The 20,295-nt window shown below is 38.0% G+C and carries 9 protein-coding genes and 2 pseudogenes; 5 read left to right on the top strand and 6 right to left on the bottom strand.

Going from position 1 to position 20,295, the window contains the following annotated elements; all coding sequences use genetic code 11:
- Positions 1 to 29: 29 nt before the first annotated feature.
- The 5 genes from ACMXI2_RS20455 to ACMXI2_RS20435 all read right to left on the bottom strand — a co-directional run bounded on the left by ACMXI2_RS20455 (position 30) and on the right by ACMXI2_RS20435 (position 9,947).
- Positions 30 to 848 (bottom strand): SDR family oxidoreductase, encoded by an 819-nt coding sequence (locus tag ACMXI2_RS20455; RefSeq protein WP_483777924.1) that lies wholly within the window; start codon positions 846 to 848, stop codon positions 30 to 32.
- 159 nt (positions 849 to 1,007) lie between these two features.
- Entirely contained in the window at positions 1,008 to 2,015 is a 1,008-nt protein-coding gene (locus ACMXI2_RS20450) for a hypothetical protein (RefSeq protein ID WP_483777923.1), read from the bottom strand.
- Positions 2,016 to 2,347: 332 nt separating this feature from the next.
- Entirely contained in the window at positions 2,348 to 4,957 is a 2,610-nt protein-coding gene (locus tag ACMXI2_RS20445; protein WP_483777922.1) for a sugar-binding domain-containing protein, read from the bottom strand.
- A 170-nt stretch (positions 4,958 to 5,127) separates the two neighbouring features.
- Positions 5,128 to 6,561: a RagB/SusD family nutrient uptake outer membrane protein gene (locus tag ACMXI2_RS20440; protein WP_483777921.1), complete on the bottom strand. Its 1,434-nt coding sequence runs from the start codon at positions 6,559 to 6,561 to the stop codon at positions 5,128 to 5,130.
- A 29-nt stretch (positions 6,562 to 6,590) separates the two neighbouring features.
- The gene (locus tag ACMXI2_RS20435) at positions 6,591 to 9,947 is read right to left on the bottom strand and encodes a SusC/RagA family TonB-linked outer membrane protein (RefSeq protein WP_483777920.1); all 3,357 of its coding nucleotides are present in this window, start codon (positions 9,945 to 9,947) and stop codon (positions 6,591 to 6,593) included.
- A gap of 424 nt (positions 9,948 to 10,371) precedes the next feature.
- Here ACMXI2_RS20435 and ACMXI2_RS20430 point away from each other — a divergent pair, with 424 nt between their 5' ends.
- The 5 genes and pseudogenes from ACMXI2_RS20430 to ACMXI2_RS20410 form a co-directional block, all read left to right on the top strand.
- Positions 10,372 to 13,098, top strand: a complete 2,727-nt coding sequence (locus ACMXI2_RS20430; protein WP_483777919.1) for an alpha/beta hydrolase family protein — start codon at positions 10,372 to 10,374, stop codon at positions 13,096 to 13,098.
- Positions 13,099 to 13,373: 275 nt separating this feature from the next.
- Positions 13,374 to 13,922: pseudogene (locus ACMXI2_RS20425) on the top strand (helix-turn-helix domain-containing protein); the annotation flags it as partial.
- A gap of 227 nt (positions 13,923 to 14,149) precedes the next feature.
- The gene (gene istA, locus ACMXI2_RS20420) at positions 14,150 to 15,697 is read left to right on the top strand and encodes an IS21 family transposase (RefSeq protein ID WP_483777918.1); all 1,548 of its coding nucleotides are present in this window, start codon (positions 14,150 to 14,152) and stop codon (positions 15,695 to 15,697) included.
- A gap of 32 nt (positions 15,698 to 15,729) precedes the next feature.
- On the top strand, positions 15,730 to 16,461 hold the full coding sequence (istB, locus tag ACMXI2_RS20415) for an IS21-like element helper ATPase IstB (RefSeq protein ID WP_483777917.1): 732 nt from the start codon (positions 15,730 to 15,732) through the stop codon (positions 16,459 to 16,461).
- 71 nt (positions 16,462 to 16,532) lie between these two features.
- Positions 16,533 to 17,057: pseudogene (locus ACMXI2_RS20410) on the top strand (integrase core domain-containing protein); the annotation flags it as partial.
- A 146-nt stretch (positions 17,058 to 17,203) separates the two neighbouring features.
- Here ACMXI2_RS20410 and ACMXI2_RS20405 read toward each other — a convergent pair.
- Positions 17,204 to 19,867 carry an outer membrane beta-barrel protein gene (locus tag ACMXI2_RS20405; RefSeq protein ID WP_483777916.1) on the bottom strand — a complete coding sequence of 888 codons (2,664 nt, stop codon included), beginning with the start codon at positions 19,865 to 19,867 and terminating at the stop codon, positions 17,204 to 17,206.
- Between the last annotated feature and the right edge of the window lie 428 nt (positions 19,868 to 20,295).

The raw sequence follows: 20,295 nt of genomic DNA, 5'->3' as shown, positions 1-20,295 counted from the left end.
CCGGTAAAATTTATTACCGGGCAATTTTTTTATGACAGGAACAAATCCCGCTGCAGTTTGCCGCCCGGCACCACTGCATATTTATCAAAGTTGGTAATACCCGCTGCTTTCAACACCTCTTCATCAATCAGTGTATTTCCCGAGTACGACGCAGGTTGTTGGAGGATATATTCCACTGCGTCGGCAATAATTTCCGGGGTGCGGCTTTTGTTGATCAGCGAATCACCTCCCAGCAGGTTTTTTACCGCGGCGGTGGCGATAGTTGTGGCCGGCCACAGTGCGTTGGAGGCAATGTTGTATTTCTCCAGCTCATTTGCCCAGCCCATTGCCAGCATGCTCATATTGTATTTGCTGATGGTGTACGCTACGTGTGGTCCAAACCATCTTGGATCGAGGTTTATTGGTGGTGACAGCGTAAGGATATGCGGATTATTTCCTTTTTTCAGATAAGGAAGGCAATGTTGTGTTACGAGAAAGGTGCCGCGTACGTTGATATTATACATGAGGTCGAAACGTTTGGCAGGGGTTTCTTCTGTATTGGTGAGTTGAATGGCGGATGCGTTGTTGATCACTACATCAATCCCACCAAATTTCTCCGCTCCCTGTTGCACGGCGGCGGCTATCTGTGCTTCTTCCCGGATATCTACCTGTACAGCGAGGGCTTTACCACCGGCGGCTTCTACTTCTGCGGCGGCGGAATAAATGGTTCCTCCCAGTCTTGGATCTTCTTCCACGCTTTTGGCGGCAATGATAATATTGGCTCCCCGGCTGGCGAGGCGCAGCGCAATGGCTTTACCTATGCCGCGGCTTGCGCCGGTAATGAAGATGGTACGTTGCTGAAATGACATAACCCTTGCTTTTAGCGGTGAGAAAGAAAAAGGAATTTAAGGAATCTTTCTCTGACGGCAAAAAGCAAGGGTTATTTTGAGGGATAAGTGAATGGCCGGATCAGGATTGATCCGGCATATAAACAACCTAAAAAATCAAAATGGGGATATTCAATCTCTTCATTGACTATTTCGAATGATAGCGATGGAACAGTTGAAATAGGATTCAAACAGGGTAGTGAATTCGTCTACATTGTTCATTGCTATGGAAGTACAAACTTTTTCAAGGGGTTCTGCAGATGTAGTTACGGTGCCATATGCCTGGATCATCTGGCGTTGGAAGTGAAAGTGCTCCGGCGTCATAAAAAAGCTATCTATAAAGGCTTCTCTTAACTCCTGGGTACCCAGGTCCAGCAGCACTGCCATTTTCGCCATCGAAAACTTTTCGTTGGTAACGTTAACCAGGTATTTGATGGAGGCCTCTAGTTTTTCGGATACATATAATGGGAACACCCGCATGGGTTCGTCCTCCAGTTTATCCTGCGCCGCAAAATTGAAGTATAGTTCCAGGCAACACCGGTGCATAAATACTTCTGCCTGTTTACCTACAAACTTGCAGTTGCAGATAGCATCAATAAGCTCTGTACACGCCAGGTTGATGTGATACGGCTCTGCATTCACAGGCGCGCTTCCTTTCTGGCTTGTTTTCTTCGCTATTGCTGCCAGTTCAGGATATTCCAGTGCCAGCATCGCCAGGTCTTCCGGTGTAATATTGATATGGAAGCTGAACATAGTCTCCCACGGTTTCATGGGCGCTTTATGTGCGCTGGGCTCCAGTTTGAATAAGGTCATTTCCCTTTTGGGCATCATATACGGCCCATTGTCCGTGATCTCTGCTACTACTTCGCCACCAGCCATAAAATGGAGGGCCAGCAGCTCGATCTTTGTATAAGGCACCAGCATAATGGCGTGTTCCTTATTATACACTTCATGTGTACGGAGTGTAAACCTGCCAAATTTGATGGTCTGACTGATGATATCCACATAATCATCGCTTCTGAAAGAGATTTTTGCTGCCGGCATAGCCAGGTGCTGGTATTCCGGGGGTAAACTGTCAATAGAGATGAAATCCTGGTCATCTTCATCGATTCTTAAAGGTATACGGGGTAAGTTGCTGGGCGCTTTCATAACATTATTTTTTTGAAAGTGGTGTAAAAATGTCTGTTATTGTTTTGCCTGCTGACCGGGCTGACTGAAGTGTTTTTATAGGATAGCAACAAACTATTTCAATCTGGCCTATTCAGTTTTGGATCTTAAAATTTTGCTTTTGTCTTTTTTTAAGGTTAATCATATATAGTACACATGCAAATTTGCCTACGTACTATTGATATGAAAAAATAATTTATTTGACATTTTGAGTGTGATTTTGAGAAAAAATGGGTCACCAATAGGAATATTAGCGACCGACACATGAGTGCGTAAGGGGTGTAAACCATCCACCCACTTACACCGCGTAGAGTTTAATTATTTTGTGGCCAGGTAGGGAGGCCGGCTTTCATTTTTTGAAGGGTTTCGGCGTATGCTTTTTCCTCCTGTCTACCTTTCATTAGCTTAACAGCCTTTTCTTCCCACTTTATGGCTTCATTTGATTTGTTTGTTCTATGAAGCAGATTGGCATATGTATCATATGCTTCGGGAGATTCATCTAATTTATTCTCAATAGTATATTTCATTACGTCAACGGCAAAGCGTAACACTTCAGGGTCATCGACATGCTCATATAGTATCCAAGTGATAGTATTAATAATATACTCTGGACTTTGTTTTAATGACTTTTCATAATAAAGCATATAGTACTTTCCATAATTTTTCCAATCCATTTTTTCAAAGCCATAGTATATCATTTGTCTACCCAATACATACTCTTCCCCCATAGCTCCATATTTGGTGACTATGCTTTTTTGAATGGTCTCCCAGTTAGGGCTTTTATAATAATAGGGAGCAATTTCTTCAGCATCTATCACTTTTTTTAGCATGTGTAAAGAAGTATTAGCACCTAGTACGGAATCTACCCTTTCAGGTTGGGTAAGAGAAATTTTGAATCCAGTATCTCGGCTGGTTCTAGAGTTTTTTAGAATGAAATTTAGATTGTCTTTTGAAAAGGGCTGTGTCAAACTGCTAAAATAATCATTGCTAATTCGAGTGGCATTTTCTTGGTCTTTTTTACGGAGGGCAATTAGTGTAAGTCTTCTAAGAAAAGCAGAATCCCTTTTGTTCCTCTGGTATTCTTTTAAAAATTCGTCATATCTACTGTCATTATCATCGGGATCTATGTCCGCGGCGATATAGAAATTAGAATCAAGCGTAAAGCCACTCGTTTGCTTAACCAAGGTGCGGTTGATTGATCTTATCTCATTTACCGGAATTTTTATAAGTTCTCTGTCATAGGTTAGTAAACCATTTTCCTCACCTTCCACATCAAAAGGTTGAGTATAGATGGAGCCACTTAAGCCAGTAATCTCTTGTTTTTTAAGTTCCTCTGTCATATTCAAGTATTGCCTTTTCAATTCACGTGCGTCAACCTGCACATACCCCCATCCTTGCATATCGTTCCATTCGTGCCCTGGAACGGATACTCCTATACCGCCAAACTCCCCGATTACTTTTGCTTTATTAGGAAGGCCGGGGACATTTCGGGGGGCAGGGTAGGAATGTATGTCTGTCATATCACTTCCACTCCAAGGGTTTTTTGAAGGCTCTCGCAGCTGATTGTCGACATACAATAGCTCACCAGAGTGGCCGTTTACAATTCTGCTAGGATCGTGTTTTTTTACTAATTGGGTTAGTCTTTCTTGATCATATGCTCCCCAGCGTTCATTGAATAGTACCCAAGTGACAATGCTTGGGTGACCATATAGTTGATCTATTGTTTCAATCATTTCTTTTTCAAAGATTGATCTAGACCCCTCTGGAAGACCATGTGTAGGATTGACAAAATCTTGCCATATCAATACACCAATTTTATCTGCATGGTAGTACCATCTTTCAGGTTCAATTTTTATGTGTTTCCTTATAGTATTGAAGCCCAGTGATTTTATTGTTTTTATGTCGAATGCTAGTGCTTCGTCTGTTGGGGCTGTGTATAATCCATCAGGCCAGAATCCTTGATCTAGAGTTCCTAGATTATAGGTGTATTTATTGTTTAGGAAAATACGGTCTGTCCCTTTTTCATCTTTTTGGATATCTATTTTTCGCATGCCAAAGTAACTAATTACTTTGTCGATTGTTTTAGCTCCTTTGGTTATCTTAATTGAAAGATCATATAAGAATGGATCATCTGGAGACCACAATTTTGGATTAGGAATACTCAAAGTTAGTTTTGTTATGGACGGATTTGATAAATTGTTTGATAGTTTAATGTGTTTTTTTTGAGTGGTAATAGTTTTTCCATTTGCAGTTGCTATCACTTCTAGCATGGTGTTTCCATCTATGCCAAGAATGCTTATCTCTAAGTCCAATATACCTTTGTCTATATTGGGAGAGGCCTTTATGTTCTCAATGCGTAGGTCGCCAACCTTTTCTAACCAAACGGTTTGCCATATGCCGCTAGAAGGAGTATAGTATATGTTGGCGGGATTTAGGATTTGTTTTCCATGAGGATTAAGGCCTTGATCGGTTGGGTCATATACCTTAACGATGATTTCGTTGTCGCCTGAAGTTAGGTACTTGGTGATGTCAAAGGAAAATTTCTGATAACCTCCGGTATGAATTCCAACTTTATTTCGATTGACAAAGATTGTTGCTTGCCAGTCGACAGCTCCAAAATTTAGAATAATATGTTCGTTGGCAGAAAGTGACTTAAGCTGAATGACTTTTCGGTACCATAAACACTTATCTGGCGTAAGGACTTTCTGGACACCTGATAGTGCTGATTCAATTGGATAAGGAACTAGAATACTGTCTTCAAATGAAGGTATATTTATTATAGATGAATCCGTAATTGAATATTCCCATAGTCCGTTAAGGTTAACCCAGTTTTCGCGTTGTAATAATGGTCTGGGATATTCATTTAGAGTATTATCAGGGCTTACGTCTTTTGCCCAACGGGTCTGTAGTAATGTGGGTTTCATCTTATACCCTATAAGGGACTTAGAGTGATCTCGTTTAGAAGTATCTATCTGAGAAAAGCAATTTAATGAAATTAGTGTTAGTAGAAAAACACCTCGTACATTCAAATTCATTTGTTATGTTTTAAAGGCATGGTATAATTGAATTATATGCTTTTTATAGGATGGAGAATTTAGTATCCATTATTTTGTGTCAAGTTACCATCGGCAATTATTTCACTAGACGGAATTGGATATAATTGCCAGTCGGGACTCCAAATACCTCCCTTTATGGGCGTTACTACGTTCATGACGGCATTGATAGTTTGAGTTCGCTTTAAATCCATCCATCTGTGTCCCCATTCGGTAAATAACTCTACTTGTCGTTCATGATATATGGCAGATAAGAGAAGTGCTTTATCGTTGATTTGCGATTTTTTTAGCCAAGCTCTTTCTCTAATAACGTTTAAATCGTTTAATGCCTCATTTATATTGTTTTGCTGTACTCTTGCTTCTGCTCGGATAAGGAATTGCTCGCTTAAACGTAAAACTGTATTGTATTCAGTGACTGGTGCATTCAAACTGTCTGATTTATACTTGCTTACGAAATTGTATACCTCTCCACTGAGTGTTATTGAATCCGTCCATTTATTCTTACGTTGATCATTTTTTTCAAAACTTTTGATTAATTGTGAATTGATGTAGACGGGTTTTGACGGTGAAAAACCTGTAGAGTGAATAATATATGTTTTTGCCTCTTCTGTATTTGATCCATAATTTACTGGTTGTAGTTGCCAAATAGCTTCCATATTGTTCTTTTGAAATACATTATCTAAAGAATCAATATGATATAGTTGAGTATTGTTAATTACTACTGTCGATTGAATTTCGGCATTTTTCCAATCTTTGATATATAAGTATACTCTCGCCAGCAGAGCAATTGCTGCCCATTTCGTTGGTCTTAATCTTTCGGCAGTTGCATTGAGCAAAGTGCCATCTACATAGTTAGGATTCAGAAGTTCTTTCGCGTCAGTTAGGTCCGTAATAATTTGCGCCCAAACATCGGAGCTGGGAGCACGTGGCAGTGTGCTGTTTACTGTATAATCAGTTGTGGTTACTAGGGGGACATCTCCGTATAGATTGATTAAATAGAAATAGAAAAAAGCTCGCATGAATTTTGCCTCTCCTAAAAGTTGTTTTTTTACTCCGGCTGATAATGATTGCGAGTTAGGTATCTTTTCGATCGCGGAATTTATCACGAATAGTTTTGGGTAAATGTTGTTCCATGCATTATAAGGCATATTAGCAGTTAGCCTATTTACATAGAAGTTGTTTAAGAATCTGTTGTTGGCTAGAACATGTAACGATAGTTCATCTCCAACTAGTCCAGTTAAAAATCCAATGGCGACTAAGTCATCACTTACAACTGATGCGCTGCTCATTTGAGTATAGATTCCAGTTAAAACAGCAGCAGCAGCTCCATTATTTGTGAAGACGTTATCCCCTGTAATATTAGTAGTAGGGCTATTGACCTCGACAAGCTTTTTACAACTAGTATGAAATAGAGGCATTAAAATACTCAAGCAGACGAATCTAAAATATATTATTTTTCTTATTTTCCGCTTCATTTGGTGCTGTTTTAAGATGTAAGAAAATATCATAAATTAATCTGTACTCCAAAGGTGATTACTCTTAAAGGAGGAAGACCCAGTCCAGGACTTTCTGGATCAAAACCCTTATACTTTGTAATAGTAAAGACGTTTTGTGCATTAATGAATATTCTTGAACTTTGCAGTCTTATTGTTTTGTTCCATATTTCCGGCAACTGCCAGGAAATAGAGATATTTTTTAGCTTAATATATGAAGCATCTGACCAAATAGCATCACTAAGAGATAGTATTGATAAATCTTTGCTGTAGTTTGAGCTGTATTGCTGATGCGATGTATTATCTCCACTCTTTTGCCATCTGTCTAACACTGCTTTAGATTGGTTACTTCTCCCGAAATTGAACTGACCTGGATAAAAATCATTTAAGCCATATGTAATATTATTGGAAGCTTCCTGTTTACAAAACGTAAAGAGGAAGTCTAGTGTAATTCCCTTATAACTAAAACTATTTTGAAACCCTCCATAGAATTTTGGATCAGGACTAACTATAGTTGTTCTATCAACAGGGTCTGAAGGAGTAGTCGTAATATTACCTTTGTTATCTATAAATTCGTAAAGTCCTGTGGTGTCATTTAGTCCGGCATATTTGAAAAGTTTTTGCATCGTGATTGACTGACCAACTAGTATTGCAGAATAACTGTCTGCCCCAGCAAAGGAGAGGAATTTATTTTGGGGGATGGTCAGGTTTACGCTCGATGTCCAATTAAAGGATTTTGATTTAATATTGTTGGTATTTAAGGTGAATTCCCATCCAGTATTTTGAATTACGGCAGGGAAATTTCTGGTTATACTTTTGAATCCAGTGATTACAGGTAGTTGATAGGCTAATAGCTGATTTGAAGAGCGGTTTTGATTGTAATTTGTTGTAAAAAGTATTCGATCCTGACAGAAGCCCAATTCAAGCCCGAATTGAAGTTTTTTAGTTTCTTCCCATTGCAAATAAGGATTTGTTAATCTACTAACAGACAATCCTAAGGAATTTTGATAAAGAGGGCCGAGTACTGTATTTGGTTGATACAAATCAAGGAAAAGATAATCTTGAATTTGGTCGTTACCAGTAGTTCCGTAACTGCCTCTTATTTTTCCAAAGCTTAAGAAAGGGAGTGTATTTTGCACGAATGCCTCTTGCGAGAAGATCCATGCCCCTGCTATTGAACCAAAATTATGGAATTGATTTTTGGGGCCAAAGCGGGAACTACCATCCCTTCTTGCATTTAGGCTAAGAATGTATTTATCTAGCCAGTTATAAGTCATTCTACTGTATAAGGCGTTATACTTATACACAGTATTGATGGTAGTTCCGTTGATTCTTGTGGCGGATGCCAGATCCTGCATCACAAGGTCGTTATTGAATCCGCTTGCGCCAATCCATGATTGATCACTATTTTTCTGCGAGATAGTGCTACCTAATAAAAAACCAAATGTGCCTTTACTAATATTCCGTTTGTATTCAATTTGCGGTTCCGCAACCCAGGAAGCAATCCTATTATTTATAAACACACTTGATCTGAAAGAGTATATTGCGTCTTCAGGAGGCATTCTTTCTAATGGTTGAATTGATGTTTCATTAGTTGTTAAATTATTGTATCCCATGCTGCTTTTGATTTCTAGGCCAGGAGCTATCTCATAGCTAACTATCAAGTTGCTTGTTAAATTGTTGGTTTTATTTGTGTTATTAACGAGTAAAGGGGCGACAGGGTTTATATAAAATGTGGATCCTAATGTTGAAGGTTGCCAATTAATACTACCATCCAGATTATTGGGTTCCGGCGCAACCGGTGATAGTTGAATCGCACTTGTTGTTATATCCGACATTGGAGCATTGTATTCATCATACATGTAAGAAGCAGATAGCCGTATTTTGAATTTTTGGTTTGCTGACGTATTATTTAGATTAAAATGAAGAGATCCTTTTGTATCGGAAAAATCTCCTGGGAAGACAGTTGTTTGCTTATTGTATCCAGCTCCAATTAAATATTGTGTTAGTGTATTACCTCCAGAGACGTTTGCTTGAGCATTTGTAAAATTTGAGGAATTCCCGATTAGCCTTTTTTGCCAATTTACGTCACGTGTTGTATCCCAGGCTCCATTTAGATCAAAGTCGAAATCAGATGGAGCAGTAATTCCATCATTTTTTAATGCTTCGTGCCTCATGGCTAAATATTCTTTTGTATTTAATAGATCCAGCATATGTCCGACCTTTCCCCAACCGGTCTGTACTGTTACATCGGCTCTGGTTTCACCCGGTTTCCCTTTTTTAGTTGTAATCAAAACTGCACCATTTGCAGCTCTAGAGCCATATATTGCCGTTGCATCAGCATCTTTTAATACCTCAATGCTTTCAATGTCACCCGGATTAAGGAAATTTAAGGGGTTTCCGGCAATTCCCGAATTTGCAGATGACCCTGAGCTGCCATTATATATAGGTAGTAGCTGGGAAATATATGGTACGCCATCGATGACAAAGAATGGATCATTACCACTTCGAAGACTATTTAATCCCTGTATATGTACAGTGACTCCTGAGTTAGGTAATCCCGTTGACTGCTGAATTACAACACCTGGGACGCGCCCTTGTAGGGATAAAAGCGCGTTGCTTACCGGTTGTCGCTCTATATCTCGTGCTTTAATACTACCAATGTTTCCCGTATTTAACCGCTTTGTAGTACTTCCATAGGCAATTATGACTCTTTCATCCAAATTGTTTGTTTGGGGTTTCAACCGGACTAGAATATTTTGATTGTTGGCAACTACTTCAACTGACTCAAATCCAATGGAGCTTATTGTAATTACTGTGCCTTTTTCGATATCCGGTAAGCTAAAGCTGCCATCCGTATTACTAATTGCTCCATATTTGGTATCTTTAACGATTAATGTTGCGCCCGGAATCGGGTTGCCAGCCATATCCAGTACTTTGCCAGAAACAGGAAATGAAGAAAGTATTGAATCAGATCGATTGATTTCTTTGGAGGTTTTATTGTACTTAGATTCAATGGGATAAATCTTTATATTCTTGTCTCTGATATAATAGGTTAACTCTTGATAGTCATTTAATAAGAATGCCATTACTTCAACAATATCTGTTTGAACAAAATTCACTGTGACTTTTTTAGAGTTATCTAATTTGGTTTCATGTGGATTGTTGTTAATTGAATACCCTGTTTGTTGATTGATCTTCTTAAAAACATTAGTTAGAGGAATGTTCGTCGCTGAGATTGTGATTTTTTGATTTTGCCTCTTAGAGCTACCTAAGGATTGAGAATAAAGAACTATGCTACATAACATTAGTAATACTACATAAGAGTGAAATCTTCGATTTCCTAATGAATTCTTTATCCTTTTCATATTGCTTTTGTTAGAGGTTATTGATATTGAAAAGCGATTCTTTGGTTGATATGATATATTTACACTAATGGGAAGTATAAAGTACCATGTTTTGATATAGTAATTCGTTTTATACTTTTTGTCGTTAGTATATAGTGGAGATTGAGGTATTGATCTACGTTAGACGGTGAACTTAGTTTGAGTGCGAAATATTAGCAGGTTTTATGTTCCGTAGTCAACTTTCTTCAGTCAATTATGTATTATATTAACTGTATTTGTATTTGATAAACAATTATTTATAAAATACTATGGAATTTATTTCAACTAACTTGGTATCATACGATTCAACTTTGTGTAATTAGTCACTTGAACTGATGAAGTTTAGCAGTGAGTTGCGTTATTTTTATCTATACGTATTTTATTTAATGTATTTGTATATTTAAATATGAAACTGATTATGAGGTGTTTTATTTTATTACTGTCCATATTTATACTTCCTATTAGTACTTCTTGTCAAGTTATTTGCCAGAATGCACAGAACAAGACATTGATAGATTCCAATGCCTATAGGAAATGGTGTTCTGCAGAAAATATTTCTATTACTAACAATTCAAAGTACGTTTCATTTATTATTGACAATATGCCAGTTGGTAGCTGCACATTAGTCTTAAAAAATATAGATGGAAAGTGGGAGCAAAAATTAGCTGGTGTTAGAGAGGTTAAATTTACTTCAGACAGTAAGAAAGCATTGTTTATCGATCAAAATAATGTCTTGTCAGCAGTGAAATTAGGGAACTCTAATGTGGAGAGAATTTCGAAAGCAAAATCTTTCACTCTCGCCAAAGGAAGGAAAAATGATTGGATTATATTTAAAAGTTTGATAGGGGATACTTTGACGTTAGAGAACCTTTTAACCAAAGAAAGTAAGTCCTATCCATCAGTTAGAAGCTTTTTATTTGGCAATAGAAAGGAGGTGTTAATTCTAGAGTCTAATAAAGATAACAACAGTGATTTGCATTCAATAGATTGGATTGAGCTTGAGAATATGAAATCTAATAGCGTATATGAAGGCAAGGGGATTAAGAGAATGATGCTTAATGAAAGTGAAAGCAAATTGGCTTTTTTAGTTTCTGATAGGATGGAGGATAATAAGCAAATTTGGTTGTATAATAGTTTGTCGAAGAACACTACTCGGCTAATCGATAATAAATCGGATGATATTAATGATTTATTTCGAATAGGCGATTTATATGTATTCAAAGGAGAAGATTATCTTTTTTTTTCAATAAAAAAACTACATAAAGAGAAAGTAGACAGCAAATTAATTAATGCTACAGTAAATATTTGGAGTTACCTTGATGCTAAACTTCAGTCTGTTCAAAGAAGGGAAGCTAGCAATGTTCCTGAGTATATTGCGGCAGTCAATCTTGTTAATCATCGATTTATACGGGTGAGTTATGATAATGACTTCATAAATATAGCAAATTATGAGAAGAACATTTTTTTGATTTCACATACTGGTGATGGAGAGATTGGTGAGTACTGGAACAACTACTCTCAAAGTACCTATTATATCACATCGCTCAATGAGAATAAGAGAATATGTTTGGATATATCAGCTAGGGAACTTGGTTTTTTGTCACCTGGGGGGAAATATTTTGTATATTTTGATAGTAAATTGAATGCTTTTTTCAGCTATGAGATCTCAACTGGACGCAGGCGTAATTTGACAGACGGACTTGGTGTTAATTTTATAAGTATCTATTGGGAGGATGAGCTACCCAGAGCAAGAGGTATTGGAGGATGGATGAGGAATGATTCATCTGTTCTAATTTATGATCGTTTTGATGTTTGGAGGATTGATCTTGGGGGGGGGGGGAATCCAGTAAATCTGACTAATGGCTACGGTACTCGGAATCAGATCGTCTTTTATTTAGGACTTCAGGAAAAAGATAAGTCAATTTTTAATGAGAAAGATGATTTGATTCTAAACGGCTTGAGCATGAGTACGAAGCAAAATGGTTTTTTCAAAGCTGGATTGGTAAAGCAAAAGGATCCCATAAAGTTAAGTATGGGAAATTATATTTATAATTTGATTGATAATCCATATGTGCCTAATTCTGGTTGGTACCCTATTAAATCAATGGGGAGCAATAGTTATGTGGTTAAACGAATGAGCGCGACTGAATCTCCTAACTATTTCTATACAACTGACTTCACCAGATTCCTACCATTAAGCGAAATCTATCCAGAAAGAGAGTATAATTGGTTTACTTCAGAGCTATGTGTGTGGCAAGAGCAAAATGGAACTTCGCATCAGGGGATTCTCTATAAACCATCAAATTTTGATTCAACTAGGAAGTATCCTTTAGTAATTCACTATTATGATAAGATGTCATATGGACTAAACTTATATATTGCACCCGAGAATATTTCTGGAGGTTGTGATATAAATATTGCTACATATGTGAGTAACGGCTATTTGATTTTTGCACCAGACATTAACTATGTTATTGGAGATCCAATGCAGGGAACCTTTAATTCGGTTGTTTCTTCCGTCAATTATTTATCAAAGTTTCCATTTGTAAATAAGGATAGGCTGGGTATCGGTGGATGTAGTTTTGGTGGAAGCCAGACTAATTATCTGATTACCCATACAGATATTTTTAGAGCTGCATATTCATCGAGTTCCATGTCAGATTTTGTAAGCTCTTATGGAAATTTGTTTGATAACGCTTCAAGCTTGCAAAGTTATTTTGAAAATGGAGGACAGGGTCGCATGCTAGGACCACTTTCACTGTTTCCCGATGCCTATATCAAGAGCTCTGCCATTTTTAATGCTGATAAGGTTAAAACTCCACTCCTACTTATGCATACTACCAAGGATCCAATATCGTCTTTTTCGCAAGCCACAGCTTTTTTTACGGCATTAAGGAGATTAGGAAAAAAGGTTTGGATGTTGGAGTATACAGAGGGGAGTCACACTATATACGGAAATTCGGCTGCAGATTTCAATATTCGAATGAGACAGTTCTTCGATCATTATTTAAAGGATTTACCTGCACCTAATTGGATGACTCGAGGGGTGCCTGCCAAAATGAAGGGCGTTGATACAGGTTTGGAGCTCGATGATAGTATTTCAACTCCTGGGAAAGGCTTATTGAAAGATTAGGGCCAATATTGTCTTGATTATTATGTCTATTGCGCGATACCTAGATGATGCATTTTTGATACTGGGTTAATTTGGAAGGACCGTAAACCTATATTAAGGATAGTGGATTGATAGTCCGTGATATATGCAAGTCAGAGGTACTGCAGAAGTATCCGGAAGGTAATAGAGATATTGCACTCATAGGTCGGTTAAAGTGTAGAAGTTAAGAGTTGATCTGACAATTGGGATTAAATTTAAGTAACCACACTTATTTTAAAAACCCAAAATGTCAGATCATGAACTCAGAAACTAAGTTAATCAAATCTCGCGTTGGTCTCCTCAATTTAGCTGAACAATTGAATAACGTAACTCGTGCCTGTAAGCTAATGGGTACGAGCCGGGACAGCTTCTACCGTATTAAAGAACTCTATAACACTGGCGGAGAGGAAGCCTTACGGGAGGTGAGCCGCCGTAAACCGATTCCGAAGAACCGGGTTGAACCAGAAATAGAGGAGGCTGTTGTAAAGATGGCTTTAGATTACCCGGCTTATGGCCAATCCCGAGCTTGTAACGAGTTGAGAAAGAAGGGTATTTTTATCTCTCCAGCTGGTGTTCGTTGTGTCTGGCAGCGCCATAATCTGGAGATTTTTGAAAAGCGACTGAAGGCACTGGAAGATCGGGTAGCCCAGGAAGGCCTTATTCTGACCGAAGCCCAGGTCATTGCCATGGAGCGGAAGAGAGAAAAGCAGGAAGCCCATGGAGAGATAGAAACAGAACATCCTGGTTACCTGGTTGCCCAGGATACTTACTACGTCGGAACAATTAAAGGCGTAGGTGGATATTACGGCCTATAGTGTACCACTCGTTTCAGTCCAAAGTTTACCAGCGATTTCAGTGCAAAGTGTACCAGTTTTAACTGTTCTAATTATGGTATTTCAGTGCAAAGTGTACCACTCGACTAGGGAATAAACTGACATTACGGCGCAAAGTGTACCACTTCTCAAAGACTTGTTGATAGCATTTTTTCACGGCCTTTCTTTGTAATAAAAGCATGGCCAATAAAGTGATTCAAATGCAACATATTCGTGCGCTCATGCAGTTGATTGAGAAGGGATACTCTTTAAGGTCTATCACTGCTCAATTAAAATTATCCCGACAGGCTGTAACCCTATATAGTATCAGGCTTAAGAATGCCACCACTGCCTTTGAATCTCTTCGACAGTTGCCGGATGCGGAGTTGGCCAAAATTGTTTACCCGGTAGAGGGACCAGCTGACTTTGACGATAATGTTCGAAGGCTGGAGTTCAATAAACAGATACCTTATTTTCAAGCGGAACTTAAGCGCACGGGAGTTACCCGCTTATTGCTGTGGGAAGAATACAGTAAGGAATTTGCATCCCATTATCGGTATACCCAATTTTGTATTCTGCTGAAAGAATCCAGTAAGATCTCGCAGGCTACTATGCACCTGGTGCATAAACCCGGAGAGATGGTGATGGTTGATTTTGCCGGAGACAAAATGAGCTATATTGATAAATCTACCGGTGAGATTGTTGATTGCCCAGTCCTGGTAGCTGTGCTACCGTTTAGTAATTATTCATTTGCTATGGCATTGCCTAATGCAACCATTCCCCAGGTAATCAAAGCTTTGAATGCCTGTCTTCAATATTATGATGGGGTTCCGTTAAGCCTGAAAACAGATAACATGAAACAGGTGGTCACCAAGCCATCCCGATATGAACCCCTTTTTAGTGAGGCCTTGCAACAATGGGCACTTCATTACAACATCACGTTGTTGGCAACCAGGCCCGTGAAGCCCAAAGACAAAGCGGCGGTAGAGAACCTTGTAAAGATTGCCTACCAGCGCATCTATGCACCCCTAAGAGATCAAACATTCTTCCATATCAATGAGATGAATACCGCCATTGCAGTGCAGTTGGAGATCCATAACCAGAAGCTATTCCAGTTAAAAGATCACAGCCGGGTTCAATTATACGCCATCCAGGAAAAAGATTTGCTGCAGCAGCTACCAACAGATGTCTTTGTAATAAAGCACCGGGTGCTGGCTAAGGTCCAGAAGAACTATCATATTACCCTGGGGGAGAACTATCATCATTACAGCGTTCCATATCAGTTCATTGGAAAGAAAGTGAGTGCCGTTTACGACACTGATGTGGTAGAGATCTATTATCAGCATCAGCGCATTGCCATGCACATCCGGAGTTATAAGAAACATGGGTTCACGACAACAGGAATACATATGCCAGCTGGCCATCAGAACTATGCACAGCAACAAGGATGGACGCCCTCGTACTTTTTAAAACGGGCAATAGCCATCGGCCCCTCAGTCCAGTCTTACGTGGATGAGGTATTAAAAAGCAAGGCCTATACAGAACAAACCTATAACGCCTGTCGGGGCATCCTGCGGTTAAACCATGAATATGGACCGATAAGGTTACAAGCAGCTTGCAGCCGTGCTTTGAACGGCATCACTTTTAATTACAGAACCTTGCAAAATATCCTGATCAACAACCTGGATCAGTTAGATATCACAGAACCTCCGGATCTGTTCAAGCTTCCGGACCATGAAAACCTCCGTGGGGCAGGAACCTATCAATAAATATCTTCAATAATTAACTAAATAATCACCACATGAATCAGCAAAGCACACTAGATCAATTACAGGAACTCAAACTATCAGGTATGGCAAAAAGGTATGCAGCCATTTTAATGCAGCCCGTGCATCAACAACCAGAACCACATATGTTGATCGCTTCGCTGGCAGAAGCGGAAGCTGGTTACCGGGTACATCAGAGAACCCAACTTTACCTACGGCTTGCCAAACTCCGTTACAATGCAACACCTGAAGAAATTAATTGCACCCCGGCAAGGGGAATAACCAAAGAAGTGCTGATCACGTTATCTGATGGCATGTTCATTGAAAAATCAGAAAATCTATTGATCACAGGGGCGACCGGATGTGGTAAAAGTTATCTGGCCTGCGCTATGGGAAGGAATGCTTGTCTACTTGGCCATAGAACTTTGTATTACTCGATGAACAGGTTCGTTGAAGCACTGGCGGCTGCAAGGCTTGATGGAACTTACATACGGTGGCTAAATATGATTGCTAAAACACCATTGTTAATAATCGATGACTTTGGGTTGATGCCATTGAGTAATGATATGAAATTAACCCTACTCCAAATCCTGGAAGATCGCTTCGCTAAAGGCGCGACCATTATTACCTCTCAATTACCTGTCAATAAGTGGTATGAATATATCAATGAACCTACACTGGCTGATGCAATCTGTGACAGGCTGACAGCAAACGCCCATAAAGTGGAACTGAAAGGTGAATCCTTAAGAAAGAAGAAAAACAACTAAATTACATCAGCTACCACGAGTCTTTAAATGTGGTACACTTTGCGGTGAAATACTGGTACACTTTAACCGTAATATCCAGCGTAGGCCGCATTTACCAGCAAACAGTCATAGATACTTATACCCGTGTGGCTTTTGCGAAGCTCTATACTAGTAAGCATGCGATTACTTCAGCAGATGTACTCAATGACCGCGTAATACCATTCTTTGAGCAGCACGAAATTCCCATTTTAAGAATGTTGACAGATCGGGGAACCGAGTTCAATGGCAGACCGGAGAACCATGAATACGAACTCTATTTGCAGCTTGAGGACATTGACCATAGTAAGACTAAGGTCCGTCATCCGCAAAGCAATGGGATCTGCGAACGATTACATCGGACGATGCAAGAAGAGTTCTATGCTGTGACCTTCCGCAGAAAACTCTACCTGAACCTGGAAGCGCTTCAAGCAGATCTTGACGAATGGTTACTATACTATAACCAAGAGCGTCCTCATAGCGGCCGGTATTGCTTCGGTAAAACGCCAATGGAAACGTTCATAGAATCCCTTATCTTGGCTAAAGAAAAGCAGCTTGGTCAAACGTCACCTGCTGCTTAATTCTTCAATTTAAATACGTTTGAAAATTAAAAACAAAATCCTCAACTGTCGGATCAACTACTAACTATTACAGTTAAAGGAAGTACCTGAATTGTTCCCTTTTCATTTTGACAACTGTTAAGTATTGAGATTTACATTTTATGATGCTATTTTTTACCAATCAAATACATGAATCTAAGTAGAAAGAAACGATGCAATACATTTGTTTGGGTGTCCTCAATGTAATTGACTCCAATGTTTCTGCTAACTTGTATGTTTTGCTTTAGTATATCAAATGCTTGTAACTTAATTAATCCCTGTTTTTTTCGAAATAATACTTTGGAAATATTAGCATTTAACATTATTTTTTTTATATTGTAATTTGTTATATTTCCATCTAACCACTCATAATTAATCGTGCTATTTATAGAGATGCCCGCAAGAAGATTTAGAGTAGCGTCTAAGCCCCAATTGTATCTAATTGTAGTGTTTTTTTTTAGATAATCTGAGTCATATTGAGCATGATTGTAGATGATGTTTCCGGATATGTATAGGTCAAATATATTTTTCGTGTTATAATTGTACACTATCATCTGATTTATACTTATGGTTTTATAGTTGCTAACTGCACTATTCAAAGAGTTTAAGTCATTATTATAATTGATGGTAGTGTTAGATCTAATAGTTCCCATTGAGTTCTTCAAAGAGGTGCTGCTATTTACATTTATTCCAACCTTGGAAGCCCCACTTAAATTTAATGGCTGAAGAGTCTGCCTGCCTAGTGAGTCAAACCAAATGCCTGTAACAATTTGATTTTTTATATACTCTCCGAAAAATGATATTGCGAATAAACTTAAGTTACTTTGATTGAAATTACTAAAAGATAATTCAAGTGATTCGATTGAACTTGGTTTTAATTCTGGATTCCCCTTTTTTATATACATTGGATCACTATTGTCGACAATGGACTGGAGTTCGTTCATCTCAGGATATCGGATGTTTCGATAGTAGACGAATTTTAAAGCTTTACTGCTTGTGAGGTTGTAATTTAAAAACAAGTTAGGAAGAAAATTAGATGACCACATTTTTATACTTTCAGTGGAGAGTCTATTTAAATTACGCATACCTGAAATTATACCAGCAAGTGAGATAGTATATTCTATTTTGCCTGTTTGATTAGCAATGCCAATTTTCCCAAATCGTTGAAAAGATGTGTATTTTAAGTTGCTGCTTAGACTGTCATTTGGAATGTTGTAGGAATGAGTTAAGTAGTTGTAATTGAATGCAGATTTAATAAGCGGCCTATTCATATAGTCCTCGCCATATGCAAATAATAGAAATTGTTTTCTTGAAATCGGCTCTGTATGAGCCAGGCTAAGGAATAATTGGTTGACGTTTCCAGACTGTTTCGCATTGGTGTTTATGGTGTCCCGTACAGATTCTCCGGTATTGTTATTGTAAAAACTACTAGATTCATTATTTTCATTCTTAGTATGATTATTTTGAGCATATCCAATCACCATATTCGTTGAACGACCTACTTTCTTGTATTTTTTTTCGAAAGAAATATTAGTAGATGCAGATTTTGCCGTAGTCCTATTTTTCTCATGGGAGAGTCCATTATTAAGGATAATTGAATTCGTACTTAGTGACTCATACTGATTTTCGAGAAGGTTCTTTATATTAGTAATTCCTAATTGATTAGTGATTATTATTCTGTTTAGCGTATCAATCTTATATTCTAGTTGCGCATAGATTCTATGCGATAAGCTTTTTGTTTTATTCACGGATTGTTGATTATAGTAGTATTCTGCATCATTGTTGATCGTCCGCTTGGAACTCCTTCGTTCATATGTATTTTCTCCTAACTGCATTATATAATTGGTACTAAGTGTAAGTTTAGTGTTGATGTCCTTGTTATAGTTAATTCCCATTTCCCATTTTTTTTCGATACCATTGTTTCCCATATTCTTATTGTCAAGTAGTCCATTTATATTATTTCCGTTGGCAATGAGTATAATTTGTTGATTTTTATTAAATTGGTTTAAGTTGGTTTTAGCTCCGAATCTTTCGGATGTGCCAATTGCCGTGGTTAGTTGTCCATTTATTAAGTCTTGAATATTTTTCTTAGTTGTAATGTTAATCACTTTTTCGATTTTGGGACCATCAGCTACTATTGAGGTTGCCTTGTCTTTTTTTTGCTCTATTAGTTGTACCTTATCTATTATACTAGCTAGGAGATTTTGACTCACAGATCTTAGATCTTCACTCCCAAAGATACGTCGTCCATCAACCATTATTGTTTTAATTATTTCTCCATTAATACTAATAATGCCACTATTGTCTATTTGGATTCCTGGTATTTTTTTTAATAGATCTTCAACTAAATCATAGTCTTTAGGTTTAAAATAGCTCGCATTAAATTCAATTGTATCTTTTTTAATTTTTGCTGGACTAATTGATTGGACGATATTGATCTGGGTTAGTGTCAAGCCTGTCTTTTGTATAGATATATTCCCAAGGTTGATGGAAGTTTGGCTAGCAGTAGTTGTTACAGGATAACGCAGAGAGTTGTATCCAATGAATGATATTGTGAGAATATAGTTGCCAGTTAATAGACTGTCTATTTTGAATCTTCCACTCTCATCAGTTAATGTGATTTCGATAGTGGATGAATCTTTCGCGTTTAGGCAAGATACTGTTGCTAATGATAACCAATTAGTCGTCTCCTTGTCAGAAACACGGCCATTTACTTGAACTCTATGGGTTGATTGCGACAAGGTCGGAAGTGCAAACAATGTTATGATAAAAAACAATGCTAATTGTTTCATAATGAGGGATTGCCAATAATGCTAAATTCAATTATTTGAGTGCAACCGTATTGCAGTTTTATAAGACAAGGTGCGCTTTATGAGTCTTTAAGTTTTTATTTAAAAAAATACTTGCTGTGTGGACATTGCAGTGAATAAAAGTAATTTTGATTTTATAAGAATAGAAATTCAATTAGCGATAGATAGATGGACGAATATTTCGCTTGTCTCGCGAATCGAGTCTCTATTAATTATAAGACCCTCAAATAACTTAAGCCATGTCATTGACAGTTCTTCTTTCTGTGATTTCAGTGCTAACCTTTGCCATAGTTCTGGAGCACCTCTTTTTTGACTGATCATATCTGTTATCAATTTTCAATTGTATTCCATTTTATGCGATTATTTACTATGATAATGAGTGAATTTAAATGTGGTAATTCATAAATGAC

The sequence above is a fragment of the Chitinophaga sp. G7 BAM 1005 genome, from assembly GCF_057126945.1.
Note: the sequence above shows the minus strand (reverse complement) of the source record. Positions and strands in the feature narration are given on the sequence as shown.